Source organism: Pseudomonas sp. HMSC066A08 (genome assembly GCF_001813025.1).
Lineage (GTDB): Bacteria > Pseudomonadota > Gammaproteobacteria > Pseudomonadales > Pseudomonadaceae > Pseudomonas > Pseudomonas aeruginosa.
Map to the genome: position 1 here is coordinate 96,665 of NZ_KV811295.1, position 25,449 is coordinate 122,113.

Sequence of the window (25,449 nt, forward strand, 5' to 3'; positions counted from 1 at the left end):
TCAAAGGTGTGACCCCCGAGGACGGCGAATGGTTTGCCCCGTCTGCGTCAGCCCTTGGCGCGCTGCTCCAGGATTTCCACGGCCGGCAGGACCTTGCCCTCGACGAACTCGAGGAACGCGCCGCCACCGGTGGAAATATAGGAGATCCGCTCGGCGATGCCGTACTTGTCGATCGCCGCCAGGGTATCGCCGCCGCCGGCGATGGAGAACGCCGCGCTATCGGCGATGGCGTTGGCCAGGGTACGGGTGCCCTCGCCGAACTGGTCGAACTCGAACACCCCGACCGGACCGTTCCACAGGATGGTCTTCGAGGTCTTCAGCAGCTCGGCGAACTGCGCGGCGGTCCGCGGGCCGATGTCGAGGATCATGTCGTCGTCGGCGACCTCGGCGATGGCCTTGACGGTCGCCACGGCGCTCTCGGCGAATTCCTTGGCCACCACCACGTCCACCGGCAGCGGCACCTTGACCTTGGCGGCGATGGCCTTGGCGGTCTCGACCAGGTCGGCCTCGTACAGCGACTTGCCGACCTTGTGTCCGGCCGCGGCGAGGAAGGTGTTGGCGATACCGCCGCCGACGATCAACTGGTCGCAGATGCCGGCCAGGCTGTTCAGCACGTCGAGCTTGGTGGAAACCTTGGAGCCGGCGACGATCGCCGCCATCGGCCGCGCCGGGTTGCCCAGCGCCTTGCCCAGCGCGTCCAGTTCGGCGGCCAGCAGCGGGCCGGCGGCGGCGACCTTGGCGAACCTGGCCACGCCGTGGGTCGACCCCTCGGCGCGGTGGGCGGTACCGAAGGCATCCATCACGAACACGTCGCACAGCGCGGCGTACTTCTGCGCCAGCTCGTCGGCGTTCTTCTTCTCGCCCTTGTTGAAGCGCACGTTCTCGAACAGCACCAGGTCGCCCGCCTTGACCTCGACGCCGTCGAGGTAGTCGGCCAGCAGCGGCACTTCGCGGCCCAGGGCCTTGGACAGGTACTCGGCCACCGGCTTCAGGCTGTTCTCGGCGGAGAACTCGCCCTCGCTCGGACGACCCAGGTGCGAGCAGACCATCACCGCCGCCCCCTTCTCCAGGGCCAGCTTGAGGGTCGGCAGGGCGGCCTTGATCCGTGCATCGCTCTGCACCTGGCCGTCCTTCACGGGCACGTTGAGGTCCTCGCGGATCAGCACGCGCTTACCTTTGAGGTCGAGGTCAGTCATCTTCAACACGGTCATGACAATCAGTCCTTGGGTACTTGTTGATCAGGCACGGCGGCGCGCAGGTAGTGTCCGGCGACGTCGAGCATACGGTTGGCGAATCCCCATTCGTTGTCGAACCAGGCCAGCAAGTTGACCAGGCGAGGCCCGGAAACGCGGGTCTGGCTGCCATCGACGATGGCCGAATGGGGGTCGTGGTTGAAATCGCAACTGGCGTGCGGCAGCTCGGTATAGGCCAGCAGGCCGCGCAGCGGGCCGCTTTCGGCAGCCTCGCGAAGCACCCGGTTGATCTCGGCGGCGGAGGTGTCGCGGGAAGTCTGCAGGGTGATGTCCAGCGCCGAGACGTTCACCGTGGGCACGCGTATGGCTTTGGCCTGGATGCGCCCGGCAAGTTCCGGCAACAGGCGTTCGATGCCGCGCGCCAGACCGGTGGACACCGGGATCACCGACTGGAACGCCGAACGGGTACGGCGCAGGTCCTCGTGGTGGTAGGCGTCGATCACCGGCTGGTCGTTCATCGCCGAGTGGATGGTGGTGATCGACACGTATTCCAGGCCGATCGCCTCGTTCAGCAGCTTGAGCAGCGGCACCCCGCAATTGGTCGTGCAGGAGGCGTTGGAGACCAGCGTTTCGCGGCCGCTGAGGTCCTGCTGGTTGACCCCATAGACGATGGTGGCGTCGATGTCCGCCTCGCTCGCCATCGGCTGCGAGAACAGCACCCGCGGCGCGCCGGCGCGGAGGAAACGCTCGGCCTGGGCGCGGTTGGTGTACTGGCCGGAGCACTCCAGCACCAGGTCGACCCGCAGCGCCTGCCAGTCGATGGCCTCCGGAGTCGGGCTGCGCAGCACCTTCACGCAATCGCCGTTGATGTGCAGGCAGTCGCCGTCGACCTTCACTTCGCCGGGAAAGCGGCCATGGGTAGAGTCGAAGCGGGTCAGGTACTCGACGCTGGCCTGGTCGGCCAGGTCGTTCAGCGCGACGATCTCGAAGCCCAGTTGCTCCGGGCGCTCGTGCAGCGCGCGCAGGACGCAGCGGCCGATACGGCCATAGCCATTGAGCGCGACGCGAAAAGGCGGGGTGGACATCGGCAGGGAGAGCTCCGGCAAGGGGCCAGTGAAAGGCGCCAATTATGCGGGGGATGGGCCCGCCTGGGAACCGTCCGCGACCCGCGCGGCGCGGCGTGCGCCGCGGCGACGGCTCGCGCGCAGGCGCTGAAACGATTCATGCGACACCTGGCTGGCGCGACCGCGCTCCACTGTGCAAGGCTCGCCCGCATCCACCGACCGCCAGGAGCGCCAGATGCCCCGCTTCGCCGCCAACCTCAGCATGCTCTACCCCCGCCACGACTTCCTCGAACGCTTCGCCGCCGCCGCGGCGGACGGCTTCGAGGGCGTGGAGTACCTGTTCCCCTATGCCTACCCTGCGGCCGAACTGAAGGCCCGCCTGGACGACCACGGCCTGCGCCAGGTGCTGTTCAATGCCGCACCCGGCGACTGGGACAAGGGCGAGCGCGGCCTGGCCAGCCTACCGGGGCGCGAGGCCGAATTCCGCCGCGCCATCGTCCAGGCCATCGACTATGCCCAGGTCCTCGGCAACCGCCACATCCATGTCATGGCCGGACTGCTGCCGGCCGGTGCCGACCGCATCCGCCATCGCGAGACCTACCTCGACAACCTCGCCCATGCCGCCCGCGAGGCCGCCGGCGCCGGGCTGACGGTGCTCATAGAGCCGATCAACAACCGCGACATGCCGGGCTTCTTCCTCACCCGCCAGGACGACGCCCAGGCCATCTGCCGCGAGGTCGGCGCGGACAACCTGCAGGTACAGTTCGACTGCTACCACTGCCAGATCGTCGAGGGCGACCTGGCCACTACCCTGCGTCGCGACATCGGCAATATCGGCCACGTCCAGATCGCCGGGGTACCCGACCGCCACGAGCCGGATGACGACAACGAAGTGAACTACCCCTACCTGTTCGAGCTACTCGACCGGCTCGGCTACCAGGGCTGGATCGGCTGCGAGTACCGTCCACGCGGCGACACCTCGGCAGGCCTGGAATGGCTGCGGCGCTGGCGCGCTACTCGACGCGACGGATGATCGGCTCCAGCGCGTCCAGGCGCTCGCGGGCGGCCAGCCAGTCGCGCACTTCCGCACACCACTGCTCTTCCTTCAGCACCGCGCGGGCACGGGTCAGCACTCGCGGCCAGGGACGGTCGTCGAACAGGCGCAGCAGCACCTGGTTGAGCTGTTCGCTATCCAGCGGCCGGCGTCCACGGCGCACCGGCGCATCGACCCGCTGCGCCAGCGATTGCAGCACCCGTTCGCGCTGCGCCGTATCCACCGGCACCGGCTGCTCGTCATAGGCGCAGAGCACCAGGATCTCCGGCGCGACGTTCTCCAGCAGGCCGGCGCGCAGCCGGCAGTGGCCATCGAGGATCACGCAGGCATCCAGGCAGTTCAGGCGCAGCGCCAGCACCGGCGGCAGCTCGCCTTCGCGGGCCTTCTTGCGCCACCACTTGACCCGCCCCTCGTCATCCTCGACCCGACGCAGGGCGATCAAGGCGTCGTTGTCGCGCCCCCACCAGTCGAGCCACTGCACCCAGTCGTCGTCGAGGACCTTCTCCAGGCTGTAGAAGCGCCAGTCCGGCAACAGTGCGTCGCGCCCGACGCTGCGGTAGCGCCAGCGTTCCAGCACCCGTTCGCGCGGATCTTGGCTCTGCGGCGGCTGCCAGGCGGGCACCTGCTCGGCGAGCGACAGGCGCAGCAACCAGCGCCCGGCCTCCAGGCAACTGCCCGGGCTGGTGCGCAGGGTCTCGACGAAATAGCGGCTCCAAGCCTTGTAGCGGGCCTCGCCGCGCAGGCCGCGCAACGCTTCCAGGGTCGGCGAATCGATGGGCGGCACGCTGGCCTGCGCCGGGCTCGCCGCGATCAGGCTCTTCACCAGCCAGATGCCATCGTGGTACGGCAACTGGGTGGCCCAGAGCAACGGCTGATCGCCACGCATCAGGCGGATGCGGGCCTGGCCGCCGGATTGCAGATGAAGGAAAGAGGGCGCCCGATGGGCGCCCTCCACCTGGACCGCGAGGCCCAGCCATTCGCCATTGGCGGGGCTTTCGAGGTCCCGCCAGTAGAGCGTGTGCATCAGTCTTCCAGCAGCTCCTCGGCCACCGCCAGGACGTTGTCCAGGGTGAAGCCGAAGTGCTCGAACAGCGCCGGGGCCGGCGCCGACTCGCCGAAGCTGGTCATGCCGATGATGCGCCCGTCGAGACCGACGTACTTGTACCAGTAGTCGGCATGGGCGGCCTCGATGGCGATGCGCGCGCCGACTTCCACCGGCAGCACGGACTGCTTGTAGGACTCGTCCTGCTGCTCGTAGACGCTGGTGCATGGCATCGATACCACACGGACCTTGCGGCCCTGCTCGCTGAGCTTGTCGTAGGCCTGCACGGCCAGGCCGACTTCCGAACCGGTGGCGATCAGGATCAGTTCCGGCTCGCCTTCGCAGTCCTTCAGCACGTAGCCGCCGCGGGCGATGTCGGCCACCTGGGCGACGTCGCGCGCCTGGTGCGGCAGGTTCTGGCGGGAGAAGATCAGCGCGGACGGACCGTCGGCACGCTCGATGGCATGCTTCCAGGCCACCGCCGACTCGACCGCGTCGGCCGGGCGCCAGGTGTCCAGGTTCGGGGTCAGGCGCAGGCTGGCCAGTTGCTCGATCGGCTGGTGGGTCGGGCCGTCCTCGCCGAGGCCGATGGAGTCGTGGGTGAACACGTAGAGCACGCGCTGCTTCATCAGTGCGGACATGCGCACGGCGTTGCGCGCGTATTCCATGAAGATCAGGAAGGTCGCACCGTAGGGAATGAAACCGCCGTGCAGGGCGACGCCATTCATGATCGCGCTCATGCCGAATTCGCGCACGCCGTAGAACACGTAGTTGCCGGCGGCGTCGTCGGCGCTGACGCCCTTGCAGCCCTTCCACAGGGTCAGGTTGGAGCCGGCCAGGTCGGCGGAACCGCCGAGCAGCTCCGGCAGCAGCGGGCCGAAGGCGTTCAGCGCGTTCTGGCTGGCCTTGCGGCTGGCGATGGTCTCACCCTTGTTGGCAACATCGGCGACGTAGGCCGCGGCCTTCTCGGCGAAGTCGGCCGGCAGCTCGCCCTTCAGGCGACGCAGCAATTCGGCGGCCAGTTCCGGATGGGCAGCCTGGTAGGCGGCGAAACGCTTGTTCCACTCGGCTTCCTGGGCGGCGCCGGTTTCCTTGGCGTCCCACTCGGCGTAGATCTCCGCCGGGATCTCGAACGGAGCGTGCTCCCAGCCCAGCGCGGCGCGGGTCGCGGCGATCTCGTCGGCGCCCAGCGGCGCGCCGTGGCACTCTTCCTTGCCCTGCTTGTTCGGCGAACCGAAACCGATCACGGTCTTGCAGCAGATCAGGGTCGGCTGGTCGCTCTTGCGCGCGGTATCGATGGCGGTCTTGATCTCGTCGGCGTCATGCCCGTCGACGTTGCGGATCACTTGCCAGCCATAGGCCTCGAAGCGCTTCGGGGTGTCGTCGGTGAACCAGCCGTGGACCTCGCCGTCGATGGAAATGCCGTTGTCGTCGTAGAAGGCGATCAGCTTGTTCAGGCGCAGGGTGCCGGCCAGCGAGGCGACCTCATGGGAAATGCCTTCCATCATGCAACCGTCGCCGAGGAAGGCGTAGGTGTAGTGGTCGACAACCGCGTGGCCGTCGCGGTTGAACTGGGCGGCCAGGACCTTCTCCGCCAGCGCCATGCCCACCGCATTGGCGATACCCTGGCCGAGCGGACCGGTGGTGGTCTCGACGCCGGCGGTGTAGCCGTACTCCGGGTGGCCCGGGGTGCGCGAGTTGAGCTGGCGGAAGTTCTTCAGGTCCTCGATGCCGAGGTCGTACCCGGTGAGGTGCAGCAGGGAGTAGATCAGCATCGAGCCGTGGCCGTTGGACAGCACGAAGCGGTCGCGGTTGGCCCACTGCGGGTTGCTCGGGTTGTGCTGCATGTAGTCGCGCCAGAGGACCTCGGCGATATCGGCCATGCCCATCGGGGCGCCCGGGTGGCCGCTGTTGGCTTTCTGCACGGCATCCATGCTCAGTGCACGGATGGCATTGGCTCGCTCACGACGGCTGGGCATCGCAATTCTCCTACGGGGGTTGCTGGTCGGAAGACCAGGAGTGAAAAAAAGGGCGCCATTTTCGCCCACCGAAGGCCCAAGGGGCAATGACAGATCGGCAGGGGGACAGTATGTCGCTGCCGACCGGTTTTGCCAGAAGCCTGGCGCAGCCGGATTGCAATTGCGCGACGGCCACCCGTCATCAATATCAAAAATTTTTGATACAGGCATTGCCGGGGTTCGGACCCGGTACTAGACTGCGCCTCCATGAGCCTTCGCGTGCCTTCGATACGACCAGACGACTACGACCCGCTCGCCGCGCTGTGCAAGGCGGCTGGCGACTCGCTGCGACTGAACGTGTTGCGCGCCCTGGCCAACGATTCGTTCGGCGTGCTGGAGCTGGCGCAGATCTTCGCCATCGGCCAGTCGGGCATGAGCCACCACCTCAAGGTGCTGGCCCAGGCCGGACTGGTGGCGACGCGCCGCGAAGGCAACGCGATCTTCTACCGGCGTTCGCTGCCCCTGGCCGAACGCACCGGCGGCGCGTTGCACGCGGCGCTGCTGGAGGAAGTGGACGAACGGGCGCTACCCGACGACGTGCGGGCGCGGATCGATGCCGTGCACGCCCAGCGCGCGGCGGTCAGCCAGGACTTCTTCGCCCGCGCGGCGGACAAGTTCCAGGCCCAGCAGGACCTGATCGCAGGACTGCCGCAATATCGTGAGAGCGTGTTGGCCTTGCTCGACGCACTGGCCTTCGCCCCCGGCGCCACGGCGCTGGAGGTCGGCCCGGGGGACGGCGGGTTCCTGCCGGAACTCGCCAGGCGTTTCCGCCAGGTCACGGCGCTGGACAACAGCGCGGCGATGCTGGAACTGGCGCGCCAGCGCTGCAAGGAAGAAGGTTTGGGCAACGTCCGCCTGGAATTGGCCGATGCCCTGCAGGACGCCGCCGAACCGGCCGATTGTGTGGTACTGAACATGGTCCTGCACCACTTCGCCGCGCCGGCGGAGGCGCTGAAACAGTTGGCCCGCCTGGTCCATCCGGGCGGCAGCCTGCTGGTGACGGATTTGTGCCGGCACAACCAGGGCTGGGCCAGGGAGGCCTGCGGCGACCTCTGGTTGGGTTTCGAACAGGAGGACCTGGCCCAGTGGGCCGACGCCGCAGGGCTCACGCCCGGCGAGAGTCTTTACATTGGTTTACGCAATGGCTTCCAGATCCAGGTCCGGCACTTCGCCAGGGATGCATCCGAAAGCCGCCTCACCCACCGGTAATGTAGGAACCGATTGATGAGCGAATATTCCGTTTTCACCTCCGAGTCCGTGTCCGAAGGCCATCCGGACAAGATCGCGGACCAGATCTCCGACGCGGTGCTGGACGCCATCATCGCCAAGGACAAGTACGCTCGCGTGGCATGCGAAACCCTGGTCAAGACCGGCGTGGCGATCATCGCCGGTGAAGTCACCACCTCCGCCTGGGTCGACTTGGAAGAGCTGGTGCGCAAGGTCATCATCGACATCGGCTACGACAGCTCCGACGTCGGCTTCGATGGCGCCACCTGCGGTGTGCTGAACATCATCGGCAAGCAGTCGGTGGACATCAACCAGGGCGTCGACCGGGCCAAGCCGGAAGACCAGGGCGCCGGCGACCAGGGCCTGATGTTCGGCTACGCCAGCAACGAGACCGACGTGCTGATGCCGGCGCCGATCTGCTTCTCCCACCGCCTGGTCGAGCGCCAGGCCGAGGCGCGCAAGTCCGGCCTGCTGCCGTGGCTGCGCCCGGACGCCAAGTCCCAGGTGACCTGCCGCTACGAAGGCGGCAAGGTGGTCGGCATCGATGCGGTGGTTCTGTCCACCCAGCACAACCCGGAAGTCTCCTATAACGACCTGCGCGACGGCGTGATGGAGCTGATCATCAAGCAGGTGCTGCCGGCCGAGCTGCTGCACAAGGACACCCAGTTCCACATCAACCCGACCGGCAACTTCGTGATCGGCGGCCCGGTCGGCGACTGCGGCCTGACCGGACGCAAGATCATCGTCGACTCCTACGGCGGCATGGCCCGCCACGGCGGCGGCGCGTTCTCCGGCAAGGACCCGTCCAAGGTCGACCGCTCCGCCGCCTACGCCGGCCGCTACGTGGCGAAGAACATCGTCGCCGCCGGCCTCGCCGAGCGTTGCGAGATCCAGGTTTCCTACGCCATCGGCGTGGCCCAGCCGACCTCGATCTCGATCAACACCTTCGGCACCGGCAAGGTCAGCGACGAGAAGATCGTGCAACTGGTCCGCGAGCACTTCGACCTGCGCCCGTACGCGATCACCAAGATGCTCGACCTGCTCCACCCGATGTACCAGCCGACCGCGGCCTACGGCCACTTCGGCCGTCATCCGTTCGAGCTGACCGTGGACGGCGATACCTTCACCGCGTTCACCTGGGAGAAGACCGACAAGGCCGCTCTCCTGCGCGACGCCGCCGGCCTCTAGGCGACCGCGCGATGAAAAAGCCCCGCTTCGGCGGGGCTTTTTCGTTTCCGGCAGGCTCAGCGCATGCGGAAGGCTTCCTGGTGGAACAGCCGCAGCGGCATGCCCTGCCGGCGCAGATCGTGGCGCAGGCTGTCGGCCAGCCCCTGCGGACCGCAGAACCAGACGCTCGGCCAGCGTCCTTCGGCGCTCTTCAGCACGCCCAGTTGCGCCGCCTCCGGCTTGCCCTGCTCGTCGCTATAGCGGATGTGCAGGGTCACGCTGGGCAGGCGTTCGCAAAGCTCGCGCAAGCGCCCGGCGAACAGCGCTTCCTGGGAATTGCGCACGCAATAGTGCAGCTCCACCGACGGCGCGCTTTCCGGCGCGGCCTGCAGCGACTCCAGCCAGGCGATGAACGGCGTCACGCCGATCCCGGCGGCGACCCAGACCTGCCGCCCGGCCAGGCCACGGCGGAAGTCGAAGCAGCCGTATGGCCCCTCCACCTCGACCCTGGCGCCGACCTCCAGGTTGTCCTGCAGGCGCCGGGTGTAGTCGCCCAACGCCTTGATGCTGAAGCGCACCTCGCCGCAGCCGCGGTCGGCGCTGGCGATGGTGAACGGATGGGCACCCTCCAGGCGGTCGCAGGTGAGAAAGGCGAACTGCCCGGCCCTGTGCGACCAGTCGCCCTGCAGCCGGCAGGTCACTTCGAGCAGGCTTTCGCCGCGCCGCTCGACGGCGGTGACCACGCCCGCATGGCGGCGCGTGCGACCGATCCGCCCGCTCAGAGACAACAGTGCGCAGGCCGAACCGAGCAGTGCGCAGGCCGCCACCAGCCAACCGGCCGGCTGGCTCCAGTAGCTGGCCGGGGCGAGCACCACGGAATGGAAGGCCAGTACCAGGTAGACCAGGGCCAACGCCTTGTGCACATAACGCCAGAGGTGATACGGGAAGCGCTGCCAGAGAGTGATCAGCAGCATCCCGCCGAGAATCCACGCCGACCATTCACCCAACTCCTTGGCCGAGCCACGGAAGACGTCGAGGAAGGTTTCCACCCGCGGGCCTTTCACCGGTTTGCCGACGATACCCGCCAGCCAGGGGCCGGCCAACTCCAGCAGGTAGTGCAACAGGCCGAGGACGATGGCCAGGATGCCCGCCCACTTGTGCAGGCGGTACATGCGGTCGAGCCCGTCCAGCGGCTTCTCCAGCCAGACCGGACGCACCGCCAGCAGCATGATCAACGACATCAGGGCGAAGGACGCTACCCCGGTAAGCAGGATCGCCTGCTTGCGCACCACCCAGATGTCCAGGCTCGCCGGCGGATCGACGGCCAGCGTCAGGCCCCAGGCCGCCAGCGCGGCGGCGAGAACTCCCCATAACAGTTTCATTGGCATCACTCCCCGACAGAACGCGCGAATCGCTGGAATGAACCCTGCGCGTCCAGTCTTAATTGTCCCTTAACTTCATGGGGGAATTAGCGAGGCCAGCGAGGTTTTCCCGCGCCGCCATGACCTGCGTCAATCGTTGTCGGCCTTCAACCCCGGGGAGGGCGGAGCTATGCTGGTCCGCCGCGTCCACCGCCGAGCCGTGCCATGAAGATCCGCCTGCTGTCCGACCTCCACCACGAACATTTCGACGGACGACGCCAACTGCCAGAGGTCGAGGCCGACGTGGTGGTGCTGGCCGGCGATATCCACAGCCACCTGGAAGGCCTGCACTGGGCCCGCGAGACCTTCGCCGACAGCGAGATCGTCTACGTCGCCGGCAACCATGAGTTCTACTCCTCGGAAATGACCGACCTGACCCAGGCGATGCGCAATATCGCCCGGGCGCTGGAGATCCACTTCCTGGAAAACGACGAAGCGCGGATCGGCCCGGCGCGCTTCCTCGGCGCCACCCTGTGGACCGATTTCCAGCTCCATGGCGCGGATGGCTATGCGCCCGCCCATGAGCTGGCCCTGCAATCGATGCCGGACTTCAGCTGCATCGACTGGTTCGGTGGCGACTTCACCCCCGAGCAGAGCATCGCCCTGCACCAGGGCTCGCGCGACTGGCTCGCCGAACAGCTGGCGCGGCCCCACGATGGCCCGACGCTGGTGGTCAGCCACCACGCGCCCAGTGCGCTGTCGATCCCGCCGCAGTTCGTCGGCAACCCGCTCTCGCCAGCCTTCGCTTCCAACCTCGACGAACTGGTGGCGCAGGCCGACTACTGGCTGCACGGCCACGTCCACGACGCCCTCGACTACCGCATCGGCCGGACACGGGTGCTGGCCAATCCGGGCGGCTATCCCCACGAGAAAGGCGGGTTCCGTCCGGAATTCGTCTTCGAGGTCTGAGCCTCAGCGCGGCAACTGGCTGAAGAAGCGCCAGATTTCCGCTGGCGCGTCCAGTTCCGGGTCGCTCTTGCCGAGAATCCGCGGGAAGCGATAGTCCGGCTGCGCCAGCACGTGACCGCCGCCATGCACGCTGAGCAGCTCCACCGGCGGATGGCCGTCTTCCTGCCAGCGCTGGCGCTCGGTCCAGACCGGGCCGGGACGGGTCAGCGGCGCCACGTCCGGCGGCGCTGCGATGCCGTTCAGGCCGGCCCACCAGCGTGCCGAGTCCAGGGTCGAGCGTACCGCGCCCCGGTCGCCGAAGCCGAACAGGCTGACCTTGCCGCCGAGATACGGATTGATCGGATCGCGCGTGCCGTTGATCAGCAACGCCGCGGTCGGCCGCTCGCCCGGCCGACAGGCATCGTTCTCCGTGGTCGGCAGGCTCGCCGCCACCGCTGCGATCGCCGCCGGCAACCCCGGCGCTTCGGCGGCCAGGCGGAAAGCCATCTGGCCGCCATTGGAGTAGCCGGCGACATATACCCGCTGCGAATCGACGCGGTATTCCTGGGCCAGCCGCGCCACCAGCGCGCGGAGGAAAGCCACGTCATCGACGTCACGCAGCCGCGCCGAATAGCTGGCGGCCTTGCGGCAATCGTTCCAGTGGCCCTCGAAGCCGTCCGGGTAGGCCACCAGGAAACCTTCTTGCGCCGCCAGCCGGTCGAAGCCGTAGCCGCTGATGCGGCGCATCTGCGCGCCGTCGCCCCGTGAGCCGTGCAGCACCACCAGCAACGGCGCCCCCTCGGATACGCCCGGCGGCACATAGAGCAGGTAATGCCGGCGCAGACCCGCGACCTTGAGGCTCGAGTCCTCGCTGTGGCCGGCCAGCGCGGGGACGCGCAGGGCCTCGTCCTGCAGCCACCACCAGGCGCCGGCGAGCAGCGCCAGGACCAGCAGCAGGATAAGCGTGCGAACCAGGCGGATCAGCGTACGCATCGCGGTTCTCCCGTTCTCGGTGTCTTCGACAACGTTAGGCCGGGTTGCGCCGGGATGCCCGAACCATGGCCCTTCTCCAGAGACCCCGGGGCGGCGTACTTTGCTCCCGGACAACCACAACCGTGCCGTTTGCTGGCACACTTGCGCCTTTGTCACGCCGGCTGCCGCCTGCCTCATCCGCCTGCCAGGACGCTCGGCCGAGCCGTCGTCCGGCAACCGCACCGGCCGTTCGATCAAGGAGCCAACCGATGTCCATTCGTCCTTCACTGCCGCTGGCCGGGCTGCTGCTCGCCGTCGCCCTGCCGCTCTCCGCCGCCCAGCCGGGCGCCGCCAAAGGCGCCCCACTCAGCGGTTGCGCCGCCAAGCAGGCCGCCATCGAGGCGAAGCTGGAAACGGCCCGCTCGTTCGCCAACGAAGGCCAGGTGGCCGGCCTGGAAAAGGCCCTCTCCGAGGTCAAGGAACACTGCACCGAAGCCGGCCTGCTGAGGGAGAACAAGCAGAAAGTGATCGACAGCGAGCGCGAGGTCAGCGAACGCGAGAAGGATTTGCGCAAGGCCATGGGCAAGGGCGATCCGGAGAAGATCGAGAAACGCAAGGCCAAGCTGGCCGAAGCCCGCGCCGAACTGGAAGAGGCCAAGAAAGGCCTGGAACAGGCCCAGGCGCAGTAGGACACCAGGTACCGCCCTACGCCTCGCGCCTCACACGCAAGGCGTATGACGCCCATGGTGTTATCCGCCATCCGCGCCGCAGCGGGACACCAGGTGCCGCCCAGCGCTGCCGCAACGGCGGATGAGCGCCAGCGCTCATTCGCCCTACCCCTCGCGCCTTCCAGGCAGGGCGTATAACGCCCGGTCCGGCCTCAGAGCGCGCGGAATTTCTTGTGGCAGGCTTCGCAGGCGTCTTCCACCGCGGCGAAGTCCTTGCGCACGCCATCCGGGGTCGGCGTGGCCTGGCGGGTGTTGTCCTGGAGACGGTTCATCGCGTCGATGAAGACCTGGGTGGCGGCCTTGAACTCCTGCTGGCGCTGCCAGACCTCGTCCTTGGCGCGGGTGTCCTCGCCCTCCTCGCCGGCCTTGGGACTGGGGAAGTACTGCCAGGGCTGGTCGGCCAGTTGGTGCAACTTCGCCGATCCGGCGCGGAACTTCTCCGCGTCGAAGGGCAGGCGTCCGCGGAGCATCCCGCCCATGTCCTCGCTGGTCCGTAGCATTTCCTTGAAGATCGCCTGGCGCTTGGCCTCGGGCGAATTGGGATCCATACGGTGACAGCCGCTCAGGGCGACGCCGGCCAGCAGCACGACGAGCAGGGACTTCAGCTTCATGGCAAGGCTCTTTTTTCAGGGTCGATCACGGAAGCGGCGGATTATCCGCCGCCACCGCCGATTGATCCAGAGCCGCGCGCCCGCACTGCGGCCATAGGCCGCAGCGGGCTGCTCAGGCGGAAACCACGAAGAACGCGGCGATGAGCAGCATGCCGACGAACCAGACCAGCGAGCGCAACGGCCCCCAGTCGGCGAGGTAGCAGATGACGTAGAGCAGGCGACTGGTGATCCAGGCAATGGCCAGGCTATCCAGGGTCGCCTGCGAAGCGTTGCCGACCAGATGGGCGATGATCACCGCCGCGGCGAACGCCGGGGTCACTTCGAAAGCGTTCAACTGGGCGTTGTTGGCACGCCGGCGAAAGCCTTCGAGCGAACCGAGGAACGCCCGCGGGTCGGCGTTGGCCCGACCGCCGTAGCCCTCCCCGCCGAACTTGGCGATGGAGGTACAGACGTAAGGCAGGAAGATCGCGATCAGCACGCACCAGAAAGCGATGGTCATGGCAGTTCCTTGTAGTTGTGGAACTGCAACTCAAGCTGGCGCCGCTCGTTCTGTAAAGGCACAGCCCCTTCAGAGCTTCATCAGCAGCATTCCGGCCAGCACCAGGCCGCACGCCAGCAGGCGCGGCAGTCCGAACGGCTCGTTGAGGAAGCGCATGCCGAACAGCACCGCCAGCAGCACGCTGGTCTCGCGCAACGCCGCCGCTTCGGCGATCGACCCCAGCTGCATGGCCCACAGCACCAGGCCGTAGCTGGCCAGCACGCAGACCCCGACCGCCAGGCCGAGCTTCCACTCCAGCGCCCAGAAGCGGGCGAAGGCGCGGGTTCGCGCGCCAACGGCGATCAGCGGGAACGGCAGGCCGGAGAGCAGCGTCAGCCAGACCAGATAGTCAAGCGCCAACGGCCAGCGTTTCAAGGCGTTGCCGTCGCTCCAGGTGTAGCCGCCGATGCACAGGCCGATCAGCAGCACCACCGGCAGGGTCCGCCAGGGCAGGCGCGAACCGCCGCCGCCCCAGAGCAGGCAAAGCATGCCGAAGGGGATCAGCAGGATGCCGAGGATCTGCCGGCCGCTGAGCTGCTCGCCGCCGAACGCCAGGGTCAGGCCCAGCACCACCAGCGGCGACAGCCCGCGCATCAGCGGATAGACCAGGCCCAGATCGCCGACCTTGTAGGCCTCGATCAACAGGACCCGGTAGAGCAGTTGCAGGACGGTGGCGCCGAGCAGCCAGGGCCAGACTTCGGCCGGCGGCAGGCTGACGAAGGGCAACAGCAGGATGGCGCAGAGCACGCCGACCACGTCCATGCAGGCGACGACCAGCAAGCGGTCGCTGCTGAACTTGACCAGGGTGTTCCAGGTGGCGTGGAGAACGGCGGCGCATAGCACCAGGCTGGTGGCTAGCATGACGGGCCTTATTGGTATAGACCAAGACAGTCTATCCCGGCGGAGGCTCCAAATGCTCGCCTCGTTGCGGCGTTTTTCCCTGAAAGCTCCTACGAAAGCGGAGAAACATGCAGCAGACATCGTTACGTCAAACGGCTTAATCTTCGGACAATCCTGATGGACTACCATCGGCCAGCGCCGCACAGTGCCGGCCCGGCCTCCCTTATCAACGACACAGGAATCCCTGCCTTGAGCGCTCTCCTCAAGCCCCTCGACAATCGCTTGTTCTGGCCCGCGGTCGCCATCGGCGGCCTGCTGATCCTCGCTTTCGTACTCTACCTCCAGCATGTACGCGGCTTCGCGCCCTGCTCGCTGTGCATCTTCATCCGCCTGGACGTGCTCGGCCTGGTGCTCGCCGGGATCGTCGGCAGCCTCGCCCCGCGTTCGCGGATCGCCGGCGGCATCGCCGCGCTGGGCATGCTTGCCGCCAGCCTGGGCGGGATCTACCACGCCTGGTCGCTGGTCGCGGAAGAGAAACTGGCCGCCCAGGGCATGGGCAGCTGCAAGATGTTCATGGGCTTCCCCGAATGGATACCGCTGGACACCTGGCTGCCGCAGGTCTTCCAGCCCGAGGGGCTGTGCGGCGAAGTGGTCTGGACCCTGCTCGGCCAGTCCATGGCGGTCTGGTCGCTGGCGCTGTTCGTATTCTGCCTGCTGGTCCTGGCGGCCAAGCTGGCATTCGGCCGCCGCACCGCCTGACAGCGCCGATATCCGTGCCGGCACAAGGAACGTGCTGGCCATTGGCTGGTCTACAATCGAGCTTTCTCAACCCGGATGAGTACCACCATGCCTCGATTCCTCAGAAATGCCCTCCTTCCCATCCTCGCCCTGCTGCTCAGCGGCTGCGGCTACAACGCCATGCAGGCCGGCGACGAACAGGTGAAAGCCGCCTGGTCGGAAGTGCTCAACCAGTACCAGCGGCGCGCCGACCTGGTGCCCAACCTGGTCAGCACAGTGAAGGGCTATGCCTCCCATGAGGCGTCGGTCCTGACCCAGGTCACCGAGGCCCGGGCCAAGGTCGGCAGCGTGCAACTGAACGCCGACCAACTGGACGACGAGCAGGCCGTGCAGCGCTTCCAGAAGGCCCAGGGCGAGCTGAGCTCGGCGCTTTCGCGCCTGCTGGTAGTCACCGAGAACTACCCGCAACTGAAGGCCGACGGCCTGTTCAAGGACCTGCTGACCCAACTGGAAGGCACCGAGAACCGCATCGCCGTCGCTCGCGGCCGCTACGTCAAGTCGGTACAGGAATACAACGTGCTGCTGCGCCAGTTCCCCGGCGTGATCACCGCCAAGCTGTTCGGCTACAAGCCCAAGGCAAACTTCAGCGTGGAAAACGAAGCGACCATCTCCACCGCGCCGAAAGTCGATTTCGGCAACCCGCAACCGGCGCAGTAAGCCATGCGCCGGCTGCTACTGGGCGCCGGGCTGCTGCTCGCCAGCCTGGTCGCCTGGGCCGATGTGCCACCGATACCCGCGCTGACGGCGCGGGTCACCGACCTCACCGCGACCCTTTCCGGCGACCAGCGCCAGCACCTGGAGCAACAGCTCGCCGCCCTGGAAGCCAAGAGCGGCGCGCAGCTCGCGGTGCTGCTGGTCCCGACCACCGGCGACGATTCCATCGAGGACTACGCGGTGCGTACCTTCGAGAAGTGGAAGCTGGGCCAGAAGAAGGTCGACGACGGCGTCCTGCTGCTGGTGGCGAAGAACGACCGCACCCTGCGCATCGAGGTCGGCTACGGCCTGGAAGGGGCCATCACCGACGTCCAGGCCGGGCGGATCATCAGCGAGCAGATCACGCCGCAGTTCCGCCAGGGCAACTTCTATGGCGGCATCCAGGCCGGCGTGGACAGCCTGGTGCAACTGATCGATGCCGAGAAGAACCCGGAAAGTGCTACCGCCAGCGCTCCCGTCGATGCCTTGCCGGCGGTTCCCGAGGCCACGCCGCCACGGGCCCTGCCGGCGCCGGTCGACGAGGGTGAGGTGTATGACAGCGCCCCGCCGGAGCCGAAGAAGAAGAGCGGCCTGAGCGGACAGCTCTGGGGCAACCCGGTCTACCTCGGTGTCTATGTGGCGGTCCTGCTCGCCGTGGCCCTGCTCGGACGCCTGCTGCCGTTGCAGTGGATGCGGCGGCGCAGCATCGGCCGCTTCCTGCTTTGCAGCGCGGCGGTCGCCGGCCTGGCCTGGCTGTTGAGCATGGGCCTGTGGCAGAACGTCGACCGCGCGGCGGACGACAGTCTCGGCGTGCTGGCACCGACGCTGTTCATCTACGCCCTGTTCCTGCTTCCCGGCGAAGTGCTGATGGCCATCCTCAGCGCCATCCTCAATAGTCGCGGCGGAGGTGGGGGAGGCGGCAGCGGCGGTGGCGGCATCTTCCGCGGCGGCGGCGGTTCCAGCGGCGGCGGCGGCGCCTCCGGCCGCTGGTGACGAAAAGCCCGAGGCCTGCGCCTCGGGCTTTTTTCATCGGGCGGCGACGGTTCTCGCCGATGCCGGATCTCTTCGCACAACGGCGACGCCAGCCTCTACCCGGCGCTATCCGGCAAACGACAGGGTAGCGCGCCCCTTCAGGCGTATACCCAGAGCACCCTGACCGGCGCCTGGCTGCGATTGGCGTAGCGGCTGCGCATATGGCTGGGAATCTGGAAGCCGTCGCCGGCCTGCAGGCGCAGCTCCTCGTCCTCCAGCCACAGGGTAAGCTCGCCTTCAAGCACGTAGCCGCCCTGTTCCGAGCTGTCCAGCAGGTCGCGCTCGCCGCTGTCGGCACCCGCCTCGAGGCAGGTTTCGAGCATGAAGAAGGCACCGCCGAGACGCGGCGACACCAGGTTGTCGCTGGCGCCACGAGCGTAGGCCAGGGTCCGACGCTCGCCCGGGCGGGTCACCCAGGGCGAGGCCTGGGTCTTCGGCGAGCAGAAGAAGTAGGTCGCCGGCACCCCGAGCACCTGGCTGATGGCGACCAGGTCGTCCACCGCCGGCCGCGACAGGCCGCGCTCGACCTGGGAGACGAAGCCCACCGAACGGCGGATGCCGTCGGCCAGCGCCTGCAGGGTGATGCCCTTGCGCTTGCGCAATTCGCGCACCAGGCTGGCGATCTCCGCCAGGTCGTCGGCTACTTCGCTCATCTCGGCTCCGGGCCCTCTCAGAACAGGTCGCGCAAACGGTAATACGCTTTGCCCAGGGCTTCCAGCGGCGCGGCGAAGCGCTGGCCGCCGGGAAACTTCGGATTGCGCAGCCGCTGATAGAGCGCCAGGGTCTCGTCGTCGCCGAGCAACGCGTCGCTGACCGCCCTGGCCGCCGCCAGACTCGGCAGCACGCCGTGGCCGGAGTAGCCTTGCAGCCAGTAGCGGTTACCCTGCCGGCCGATGTCCGGGGTACGCCGCATGCTGCAGTCGATATGCCCGCCCCAGGCGTATTCCAGCGCCACCCCGCGCAACTGCGGGAACACCCTTTCGAGATAGGGCCGGGTGGCGGCGCGGATGTCGCTGGGCATGCCGCCCAGGTAGGTGCAGCCGCCGCCGAACAGCAGGCGGTGGTCCGGGGTCAGGCGGAAGTAGTCGAGGACGAACTGGTTGTCGGTCACGCAGCAGTTACGCGGCAGCAGCGACTTCGCCCGTTCCTCGCCGAGCGGTTCAGTGGCGACCTGATAGGTGCCCACCGGCAGCATCCGTTGCGACAGCTCGCTGTCCAGCCCGTCGATGTAGGCGTTGCAGGCCAGCACCAGCGCCGCGCAGCGGATCTCGCCGTGCTCGGTACGGACCCGGTAGCCGTCGCCCTCCTCGCGATAGTTCAGGGCCCGGGTCCGCTCGTGGATACGCCCGCCGGCGCTCTCGATGGCAGCGGCCAGGCCGAACGCCAGCTTGAGCGGATTCAGGTGTGCGGCGTGGGGATCGTAGAGACCGGCAAGGTAGCGCTCGCTGGCGATCCATTCGGGCAACTCGTCCTTCGCCACGAAGCGTAGCCCCTCGTAGCCCCAGCGGCGGTTGGCCTCGGCCTGCCAGTCGTAGAGCAGGCCGACCCGGCGCGGCAGGATCGCCGTCCATAGGTGGCCGACCCGGTAGTCGCAGTCGAAGCCATGTCGCTGCGGCAACTCGCGCATCTCGCCGGCCGCCCAGAGCATGCCGTCCCAGAGACGGCGTGCGCCTTCGTAGCCGAGGTCGGCCTCCAGCGGTGGCAGGTCGCTGGACCAGCCGGGCAGCGCCTGCCCGCCGTTGCGCCCGGAGGCCGCCCAGGCGATCCGGCTGGCTTCGATGACGCATACCTGGCGTCCGCCTTCGACCAGCCGCAGCGCGGTGTGCAAGCCGCTGAAACCGGCGCCGACCACCAGCACCTCGCAGTCGAGGTCGCCCTCCAGCGCCTCGCGCGGCTGGATCAGTTCGGGATTGACGGCGGCGTAGTAAGTGCCGACATGCTCGTTGGATTGCAGGAACATCGCGACCTCCGTGAAATTATCATGCTTATTTTTCATGAAAAATAGCACGATTATTTTCACAAGACCAGCGGGCGCCGTCCTTAGCTGGTCGCGCCGACCCGGTCGCTGCTGCGACTGCCGTCATAGGCGGCATAAGCGACGAAGAGCGCCAGGATGCTCAGCAGCACCAGCGATGAACCGACCGTGCCGAAATCCAAGCCGCCTTTCTCGTGCGGCTTGGTCAGGACGTCGCCAAGGGTCGCGCCGAACGGCCGGGTCAGGACGAAGGCGATCCAGAACAACAACACCCCGGAAATCCGCGTGAACCAGTGGGCCAGTGACACCAGGGCGAGCAGGCCTCCGATCAACAGGGCGCCGCCGGCGAAGCCAAGGCCGGAGTCGTCGGCGAGGAAGTCGCCGAGGGCGGTGCCCAGGGTGTTGGAACAAAGGATCGCCACCCAGTACAGCAACTCGACCCGGCGCGAACGGATGCGCTCCACCGCCAGCGGTTCCCCGGACAAGCGCCAGGAGACGAAGACCAGCGCCAGCAGACCCAGGAGGATTGCCGAACCGGTGGCATAGCCGAGGCCGAGGCTGCGATCCATGAAGTCGGAAACGGTGGTCCCGGCGGTACTGGTGGAAAGAATCACCAGCCAGTACAGCCAGGGGTTGTAGCGTTCGCTGCGCAGCTGGGCGAGCAGGGTGGCGAGGAATGCGCCGAGAAGGATCAGCGAGCTGAGGGCGTAGCCGACGTCGAGGGTCATCGACAACAGGTCACCTGCCGTTTCGCCGAGGGTGGTGGCACAGATTTTCATCACCCAGAAGGCCAGGGTGATCTGCGGAAGCTTGTTCATGGACGGGATGCTCCGGAATGAGGCTGCTGGCGGGCGGAGACGCCAGAGAGACCCGCTCGCGAGTCCCGCCCTCCCCCGGTGCTCCGGCACGGCAATAGCTGTAACCGGATGTTTCACAGGCGGCAGGATGCCGGCGCGGACGTGAAAAGCCGGTCAAGGAATGATCAAGGGGATGTGGCGGAGGCCGCAAAAAGCCCCCCGCCAAGCCGCACCTGGCGAGGGGAACAGCCATCCGGACGACGCCCGGCGCGACGCGGAGAAAGAGTGCACGGCCACGGGCGGGGGCATGCCGGGCGTGCTTGGCCAGTTTCGGCAGCAGCGACGGCGAACGACAGGTACGAATGCACCAGGACGACTGGTGCATTCGTACCCTTCTACTTGCGCCCGTGGCCGTTTCCGTTGCGCGGCTCCGGTGCGAATCCGCGTTCGCGTGCCCAGACGATGGCCTCGCCACGGCTGTGGACATCGAGCTTGGCGTAGATGGTCGCCACGTGATTGCGCACGGTGTTCGGCGCCAGGCCCAGTTCCTTGGCGATCTCCTTGTCCGCCAGGCCCTGGCAGATGAGGTCGAACACCTCGCGCTCGCGCGCAGTCAGGTCGGCCAGTTCGGCGCCGGTGCCCGGCGCGTTGGCGCGGCGCACGTTGGCGAGCTTTTCGATCAGGGTGCGGCTGAACCAGGAAGCGTCCTGCATCACCGTCTCGATGGCGTGCACCAGCTCCATCTCGGTGCGCCGCCGGTCGCTGATGTCCAGCAAGGCCACCAGCACGCAGTCCTGCTCGTTGAGGCTCACCGCCTCGGCCGAGACCAGGCAGTCCAGGCCGTTGCGATCCTTGTGCTGCAGGCGCAGCTGGACGTTGCGCACGCTACCGCTCTGCGCCAGCAGCTCGCCCAGGCGCTCGGCGCCGCCGTCCTGCCACAGCCCGCAGGCGACGGTGGACTCGCCGAGCAGTTCCTCGGCCTGGTAGCCGAAGGTTTCGCTGAAGGCCTGGTTGATGTCCAGCGCCTGCAGGTCGTCGCCGCACAGCACCAGGCTCGGCACCGGAGCCATGCGGAAGGCCTTGGCGAAGCGCTCCTCGCTCTTGCGCAGGGCCTCTTCGGCCTTCTTCCGCGGTTCGAGATCGGTGAAGGTGAAGAGCATGCAGGCCTCCTCGCCGACCTCTATCGGCTGCCCGGCGACCACCACGCACTTGCGTCCGCCCTCCGCCACCCGCAGGCTCGCTTCCATCTGCGGGATGGTCTCGCCGGCGCCCAGACGCTCCACCGCCAGTTCGCGGCGCTCGGCCTGGTCGAGTACGTCCAGCTCGTACACCGAGCGGCCGATCACCTGGTCGCGGGCATAGCCGGTCATTTCCAGGAAACCGACATTGACCTTCACGTAGCGGTAGTCGCTGAGCCGGCAGATCACCGCCGGCGCCGGGTTGGCGTTGAAGGTCTTCTCGAAGCGCTGCTCGGCGCTGGCCCACTCGGTGGCGTCGTGGAGGATCAGCACCAGGCAGTCTGGCTTGTCCTCGGGAGTGGTCAACACCAGCCCGCGCACGCGGTGCACCCAGCGGGTGTCCTCGTCGGCGGCGGGGAACACTTCCACCACCACGTCGCTGAAGCACTCGCCAGCCACCAGGCGCTCGGCCGGGTACTGACCCTCCTGCAGCGGATGATTGTTGCGGTAGCGCAGGCGAAAGCGCTCGCGATACTCGCCGGTATCGGCGCCCAGGCCTTCCAGCGAATCGACGCCGTGCATCGCCAGGGCCGCCTCGTTGGCCCAGAGGATGCGCTGGTCCGGCTCGATCAGGATCACCCCTTCGGTAAGGCCGGCGATGATCTGCTGCAACTGGCGGCGATCGGTCTGGGTACGCAGTACCTGGTCGTTCATGCTGTTCCTCTTGGATGGAGCGATTTTCCGGGGGCAGCAAGGATGCCCGCCCGCCCTGACCGCGCACGCGTGACGATTGCACTAGTGGTGCTAGTGCATTTGCATCGCGAAACGATAGCGGAGGCACCCCTACCCTGGCGATACAGGAAGCAATGTCCGGGCGGGAAGCCCAGACACCGCGCCGGCCGGGAGGCTACGCCGTCCCTCGGTCCCGAGGTCGTCGACGCATCCACCCGACTCGCCCTGCACGAGAAGAAAGCCCCATCCCCTTGCATGAGCGATGCGATGAGCAAGAACAAGCACCCCGATCTCGGCGAGATCCAGCGCAGCTTGAACCAGGCGCTGGAAGGCTACGACTGCCAGTGCCGGATGCACTACGACGGCACCGTCAGTATCAATGTCGCCGCCCGAGAGCACGACGAAACCTTCACCTTCGTCGGCATCCAGCCCGGCGAGCTGGACAACCCCACCCGCCTGCACCTGTTCGCCGAAAGCCTGCGTCGCGACCTGGCGCTACTGGAGCCCTGGTTGGGAAAGCACGCAGCCTAGAATAAAAAAAGCGCCCCACAGGACCAAAACGACGTCCGGAGGCGCATGCGAGGACAGAGGAATCTTTCTGGCGATCAGGCCCGGCGTGCGATCTCCGCCGGCCGATGCGCCAGGTAATCGAGCAACAGGAACAGCACCGGCGCCACCTCGCGGCAATGCGCGATACCCTGGCGGATCCTCCCGGCGCTCTGTACCGCCCCTTCCCGTTGCAGGTCCTGCGGGCAGGCATCGAGCAGCGCCTCGATGCTCTCCGCGGTGCTTTCCAGGTGACATTGCAGACCGATAGCCTGCTCGTTCCAGATGAAGCCCTGGTTGGCGCAGGCAGCCGAACCATAGAGCGGCACGCTGCCGGCCGGCAGGTCGAAGGTCTCGCCGTGCCAGTGGAACGCCATCAGCCGTTCCGGCAGGCGCTCGCCCAGCGGCGAGCCCAGCGCCTGGCTGTACCTGTGCAGCGGCCACCAGCCGATCTCCGCCTGGCGTCCCGGGCGCACCGCGGCCCCCAGCGCCTGGGCCAGCAGCTGCGCGCCGAGGCAGATGCCGAGGACCTTCTTGCCGGCATCCAGCGCCGCGCGGATCAAACGCTTCTCCGCCACCAGCCAGGGATATTGCGCTTCGTCGTGGACGCTCATCGGCCCGCCCATCACCACCAGCAGGTCGAAGCTGTCCAGCGCAGGCAGGTGGGCGTCGGCGTAGAGGTAGCAGACGTGCTCGTGCTCGCAGTGGCGGCCGATCCAGTCGCCGATCCGCGCGCTGCCTTCGAAGGGAACGTGTTGCAATACCAGGGCGCGCATCAGGCCACCTCCTCGTGTCGGTTGGCGACCCGGGCCAGGGCCCGTTCCAGTCGCCGCAGCATTTCGTCGACGTTGGCCCGGCTCACCGTCAGCGCCGGGGAAAAACGCAGACAATGCGGCTGCGGCGCGTTGATCAGCAGGCCTTCGCCGAACGCCGCGCGAACCACCGCCGGCGCGCGCTGGCCGATCAGCGGCAACCCCCAGAACAGTCCCTGGCCGCGCAGCGGACCATGTCCATAGCGACGCGCGACACGGGCCAGGCCATCGCGCAGGTGAGTGCCCTGCTCGCGCACCTGCTCCAGGAAACCCGGCTCCAGCACGGTATTCAGTACCGCCAGCCCGGCAGCGGTCATCAACGCGTTGCCGTGGTGGGTGCCAAGCTGGTCGCCCGGTTCGAAGCAGCAGGCGTTGCCACGCGCCAGCAGCGCCGACAGCGGCACCCCGGCGCCGAGGCCCTTGCCGAGGGTAACGATGTCGGCGCGTACCCCGTACAGCTCCTCCGCCAGCAGCGCGCCGCAGCGGCCGATGCCGGTCTGCACCTCGTCGAGGATCAACAGGACGCCACGCTGCCGGCACAGCCGCTCGATGCCACGCAGGTAGTCGAGGGTCGCCGGGATCACCCCGGCATCGCCCTGCACCGGCTCCAGCATCACCGCCACCGTCTCTTCGTCGATGGCCGCGGCCATGGCGTCGAGGTCGTTGAACGGCACCCTGGCGAATCCCTCCAGGCCATGCTGCGCCGGCTTGCCACAAGCCGTCAGGGTGCCCGGGGTGCGTCCATGGATGCTGTTGACGGTGCTGACGATCCGTTGCGCGCCGCCGCGATGCAGGCGGCCCCACTTGCGCGCCAGGGCGATGGCCGCTTCGTTGGCCTCAGCGCCGCTGGTGAGGAAGTAGGCCTGGTCGCTGCCGGTCGCCAGGCACAGGCGCTGCGCCAATGCCAGCACCGGCCGGTTGAGCAGGCCGGGGCCGGCGCTGACCAGCTCCCGCGCCTGCCGGGCCAGGGCCTGGACCAGCACGCTGGGACTGTGCCCAAGGCAATTCACCGCCAGGCCCTGGGTGAAGTCGAGGAAGGCGCGTCCGTCGCTGTCCCACAGCCACGAGCCCTGGCCACGGACGAACACCTGCTCGGGCCGTTCCTGGGTGCGCATCAGGCGCAGGCTATCCAGCGCATCAGCCATCTTTCAGTTCCTCGGTCATGTACTCCACCGCCAGCAGGCGCACGCCCTGCGGCCCCTGTTCCAGCAGCCGGCGGCTTTCCCGACGCGTTTCGATGCGCAGTTCGAAGCCGTCGCCGGCGGGGAAGCGCTGGCGCATCAGCTCGCGCACCTCGGCAAAGCGCGCGGCGCTCACCGTCATGCTGGCCAACAGCCGACCGGACTGGCTCAGGGTGATCAGGTAGTCGCTCAAGAGGCATGCTCCCGGTAATCCGACGGTCCGCGCAAGCGCGGCCCCCAGTCTTCCACCACGCCGCTGGACAGACGTTTCGCCGCTGTCTTGCGCCAACGCTGGGAGAGCGCGTCGCAGGCCATCATCTGACGCAACCCGAGAGGCTCCAGGGGATCGCCGAAATACCACTGCAACAGGCGGGCGACGGTCAGCTCGGGGTAATGCCGCTGGACCAGCTTCAGCTCGTCCCCGGGAGTCACCATGCCGCTGCGCAGGACCCGATAGAACCAGCCGCAGCGGCCGCCGCTCTGCAATTCGTCGGGCAGCTCGGGAAGATTCCAGCGCTGGCCCTGGCGATAGCAGGGCGAACGCGGCTGGCTGACTTCCAGCAGGGCATCGCCCCAATGGAACTGGTCGCCGATGCAGACCTCGGCTTCGGTGATGCCGTAGGTCGAGATGTTCTCGCCGAACGCCGGCAGTTGCCATCGGTTCAGCGGGTGGCGCTTGCGCCAGTAGCGGTAGTGCTCGGCGGGATAGTGATGAAGAGCGCGCTCGAGGCCGCCGTGGTGGCGGATGTCGGCCTGTTCGTCGCCGGGCAGGCCATCGTGGCCCAGCCAGAACTCCTGCTCGACCGGCAGCTTGTCGATCGCGCTGACCAATCCACCCCAGGTTTCTTCGACTTTACCTATGAAAACACCGTTTACGACTATCTGCTCCATTGCTCCGCGACCACCCGATGTACCGCCAATGCAGCTAGACTAGTGCCTCAC

26 protein-coding genes are annotated in these 25,449 nt (G+C 67.5%); 9 read left to right on the top strand and 17 right to left on the bottom strand.

Features of this window, described 5'->3' with window-relative positions:
• Nucleotides 1–47: 47 nt before the first annotated feature.
• Nucleotides 48–1,211 (bottom strand): phosphoglycerate kinase, encoded by a 1,164-nt coding sequence (locus HMPREF2886_RS12460; RefSeq protein ID WP_033970017.1) that lies wholly within the window; start codon nt 1,209–1,211, stop codon nt 48–50.
• A gap of 5 nt (nt 1,212–1,216) precedes the next feature.
• Complete coding sequence (epd, locus tag HMPREF2886_RS12465; protein WP_003084958.1) at nt 1,217–2,278, bottom strand: erythrose-4-phosphate dehydrogenase; 1,062 nt, start codon at nt 2,276–2,278, stop codon at nt 1,217–1,219.
• A gap of 214 nt (nt 2,279–2,492) precedes the next feature.
• Between epd and otnI the strand changes: the two genes are divergently transcribed.
• Complete coding sequence (otnI, locus tag HMPREF2886_RS12470; protein WP_033970019.1) at nt 2,493–3,290, top strand: 2-oxo-tetronate isomerase; 798 nt, start codon at nt 2,493–2,495, stop codon at nt 3,288–3,290.
• Here otnI and HMPREF2886_RS12475 read toward each other — a convergent pair.
• Nucleotides 3,271–4,335 carry a hypothetical protein gene (locus HMPREF2886_RS12475; protein WP_070747454.1) on the bottom strand — a complete coding sequence of 355 codons (1,065 nt, stop codon included), beginning with the start codon at nt 4,333–4,335 and terminating at the stop codon, nt 3,271–3,273. The two genes, otnI and HMPREF2886_RS12475, sit on opposite strands and share 20 nt — an antisense overlap.
• Entirely contained in the window at nt 4,335–6,332 is a 1,998-nt protein-coding gene (tkt, locus tag HMPREF2886_RS12480; protein ID WP_033978000.1) for a transketolase, read from the bottom strand. Before tkt ends, HMPREF2886_RS12475 begins: the two co-directional genes overlap by 1 nt.
• 246 nt (nt 6,333–6,578) lie before the next feature.
• Between tkt and HMPREF2886_RS12485 the strand changes: the two genes are divergently transcribed.
• Together HMPREF2886_RS12485 and metK are read left to right on the top strand one after the other, a co-directional pair.
• Nucleotides 6,579–7,580 (top strand): ArsR/SmtB family transcription factor, encoded by a 1,002-nt coding sequence (locus tag HMPREF2886_RS12485; protein WP_003113231.1) that lies wholly within the window; start codon nt 6,579–6,581, stop codon nt 7,578–7,580.
• Between the two features lie 15 nt (nt 7,581–7,595).
• Nucleotides 7,596–8,786, top strand: coding sequence for a methionine adenosyltransferase (gene metK, locus HMPREF2886_RS12490; RefSeq protein WP_003084948.1), 1,191 nt, complete (start codon nt 7,596–7,598; stop codon nt 8,784–8,786).
• A 56-nt stretch (nt 8,787–8,842) separates the two neighbouring features.
• Here the strand turns inward: metK and HMPREF2886_RS12495 are convergent, their stop codons facing one another.
• Nucleotides 8,843–10,147: a ferredoxin reductase family protein gene (locus HMPREF2886_RS12495; RefSeq protein ID WP_058017997.1), complete on the bottom strand. Its 1,305-nt coding sequence runs from the start codon at nt 10,145–10,147 to the stop codon at nt 8,843–8,845.
• Between the two features lie 204 nt (nt 10,148–10,351).
• Between HMPREF2886_RS12495 and HMPREF2886_RS12500 the strand changes: the two genes are divergently transcribed.
• Nucleotides 10,352–11,095: a metallophosphoesterase gene (locus HMPREF2886_RS12500; protein WP_070747458.1), complete on the top strand. Its 744-nt coding sequence runs from the start codon at nt 10,352–10,354 to the stop codon at nt 11,093–11,095.
• Nucleotides 11,096–11,098: 3 nt separating this feature from the next.
• On the opposite strand, the gene HMPREF2886_RS12505 is transcribed toward HMPREF2886_RS12500, so the two are convergent.
• The gene (locus HMPREF2886_RS12505) at nt 11,099–12,067 is read right to left on the bottom strand and encodes a CE1 family esterase (RefSeq protein ID WP_039026902.1); all 969 of its coding nucleotides are present in this window, start codon (nt 12,065–12,067) and stop codon (nt 11,099–11,101) included.
• A gap of 248 nt (nt 12,068–12,315) precedes the next feature.
• Here HMPREF2886_RS12505 and HMPREF2886_RS12510 point away from each other — a divergent pair, with 248 nt between their 5' ends.
• Entirely contained in the window at nt 12,316–12,735 is a 420-nt protein-coding gene (locus HMPREF2886_RS12510; protein ID WP_003101589.1) for a DUF1090 domain-containing protein, read from the top strand.
• A gap of 191 nt (nt 12,736–12,926) precedes the next feature.
• Here HMPREF2886_RS12510 and HMPREF2886_RS12515 read toward each other — a convergent pair whose 3' ends face one another.
• The 3 genes from HMPREF2886_RS12515 to HMPREF2886_RS12525 form a co-directional block, all read right to left on the bottom strand.
• The gene (locus tag HMPREF2886_RS12515; protein WP_003110213.1) at nt 12,927–13,385 is read right to left on the bottom strand and encodes a c-type cytochrome; all 459 of its coding nucleotides are present in this window, start codon (nt 13,383–13,385) and stop codon (nt 12,927–12,929) included.
• A 112-nt stretch (nt 13,386–13,497) separates the two neighbouring features.
• Nucleotides 13,498–13,884 carry an MAPEG family protein gene (locus HMPREF2886_RS12520; RefSeq protein WP_003101585.1) on the bottom strand — a complete coding sequence of 129 codons (387 nt, stop codon included), beginning with the start codon at nt 13,882–13,884 and terminating at the stop codon, nt 13,498–13,500.
• 69 nt (nt 13,885–13,953) lie between these two features.
• A complete protein-coding gene (locus tag HMPREF2886_RS12525; protein ID WP_003101583.1) occupies nt 13,954–14,784 on the bottom strand; it encodes a DMT family transporter in 831 nt (276 codons plus the stop codon).
• A 228-nt stretch (nt 14,785–15,012) separates the two neighbouring features.
• Between HMPREF2886_RS12525 and HMPREF2886_RS12530 the strand changes: the two genes are divergently transcribed.
• The 3 genes from HMPREF2886_RS12530 (at nt 15,013) to HMPREF2886_RS12540 (ending at nt 17,247) form a co-directional block, all read left to right on the top strand.
• Nucleotides 15,013–15,522, top strand: coding sequence for a disulfide bond formation protein B (locus HMPREF2886_RS12530; RefSeq protein ID WP_003113232.1), 510 nt, complete (start codon nt 15,013–15,015; stop codon nt 15,520–15,522).
• A gap of 87 nt (nt 15,523–15,609) precedes the next feature.
• Nucleotides 15,610–16,218: a LemA family protein gene (locus HMPREF2886_RS12535; RefSeq protein WP_070747513.1), complete on the top strand. Its 609-nt coding sequence runs from the start codon at nt 15,610–15,612 to the stop codon at nt 16,216–16,218.
• Between the two features lie 3 nt (nt 16,219–16,221).
• Nucleotides 16,222–17,247: a TPM domain-containing protein gene (locus tag HMPREF2886_RS12540; RefSeq protein ID WP_057385912.1), complete on the top strand. Its 1,026-nt coding sequence runs from the start codon at nt 16,222–16,224 to the stop codon at nt 17,245–17,247.
• Between the two features lie 137 nt (nt 17,248–17,384).
• Here the strand turns inward: HMPREF2886_RS12540 and HMPREF2886_RS12545 are convergent, their stop codons facing one another.
• The 4 genes from HMPREF2886_RS12545 to HMPREF2886_RS12560 form a co-directional block, all read right to left on the bottom strand.
• Nucleotides 17,385–17,939, bottom strand: a complete 555-nt coding sequence (locus tag HMPREF2886_RS12545; RefSeq protein WP_003084911.1) for a helix-turn-helix domain-containing protein — start codon at nt 17,937–17,939, stop codon at nt 17,385–17,387.
• A gap of 17 nt (nt 17,940–17,956) precedes the next feature.
• The gene (locus HMPREF2886_RS12550; protein WP_033971488.1) at nt 17,957–19,246 is read right to left on the bottom strand and encodes an NAD(P)/FAD-dependent oxidoreductase; all 1,290 of its coding nucleotides are present in this window, start codon (nt 19,244–19,246) and stop codon (nt 17,957–17,959) included.
• Between the two features lie 80 nt (nt 19,247–19,326).
• Entirely contained in the window at nt 19,327–20,079 is a 753-nt protein-coding gene (locus HMPREF2886_RS12555) for a COG4705 family protein (protein ID WP_039026904.1), read from the bottom strand.
• A 374-nt stretch (nt 20,080–20,453) separates the two neighbouring features.
• Nucleotides 20,454–21,950, bottom strand: coding sequence for a helix-turn-helix transcriptional regulator (locus HMPREF2886_RS12560; protein ID WP_033978005.1), 1,497 nt, complete (start codon nt 21,948–21,950; stop codon nt 20,454–20,456).
• A gap of 285 nt (nt 21,951–22,235) precedes the next feature.
• Between HMPREF2886_RS12560 and HMPREF2886_RS34725 the strand changes: the two genes are divergently transcribed.
• Entirely contained in the window at nt 22,236–22,499 is a 264-nt protein-coding gene (locus tag HMPREF2886_RS34725; protein WP_003084903.1) for a hypothetical protein, read from the top strand.
• Between the two features lie 74 nt (nt 22,500–22,573).
• On the opposite strand, the gene HMPREF2886_RS12570 is transcribed toward HMPREF2886_RS34725, so the two are convergent.
• From HMPREF2886_RS12570 to HMPREF2886_RS12585, 4 genes are read right to left on the bottom strand one after another with little or no spacing between them, the layout of a single operon-like run.
• Nucleotides 22,574–23,290 carry a type 1 glutamine amidotransferase gene (locus HMPREF2886_RS12570; RefSeq protein ID WP_033978007.1) on the bottom strand — a complete coding sequence of 239 codons (717 nt, stop codon included), beginning with the start codon at nt 23,288–23,290 and terminating at the stop codon, nt 22,574–22,576.
• Complete coding sequence (locus tag HMPREF2886_RS12575; protein ID WP_003117940.1) at nt 23,290–24,471, bottom strand: aspartate aminotransferase family protein; 1,182 nt, start codon at nt 24,469–24,471, stop codon at nt 23,290–23,292. Before HMPREF2886_RS12575 ends, HMPREF2886_RS12570 begins: the two co-directional genes overlap by 1 nt.
• On the bottom strand, nt 24,464–24,700 hold the full coding sequence (locus HMPREF2886_RS12580) for a hypothetical protein (RefSeq protein WP_003101561.1): 237 nt from the start codon (nt 24,698–24,700) through the stop codon (nt 24,464–24,466). Before HMPREF2886_RS12580 ends, HMPREF2886_RS12575 begins: the two co-directional genes overlap by 8 nt.
• A complete protein-coding gene (locus tag HMPREF2886_RS12585) occupies nt 24,697–25,398 on the bottom strand; it encodes an MOSC domain-containing protein (RefSeq protein WP_003084895.1) in 702 nt (233 codons plus the stop codon). Before HMPREF2886_RS12585 ends, HMPREF2886_RS12580 begins: the two co-directional genes overlap by 4 nt.
• Nucleotides 25,399–25,449: the final 51 nt, after the last annotated feature.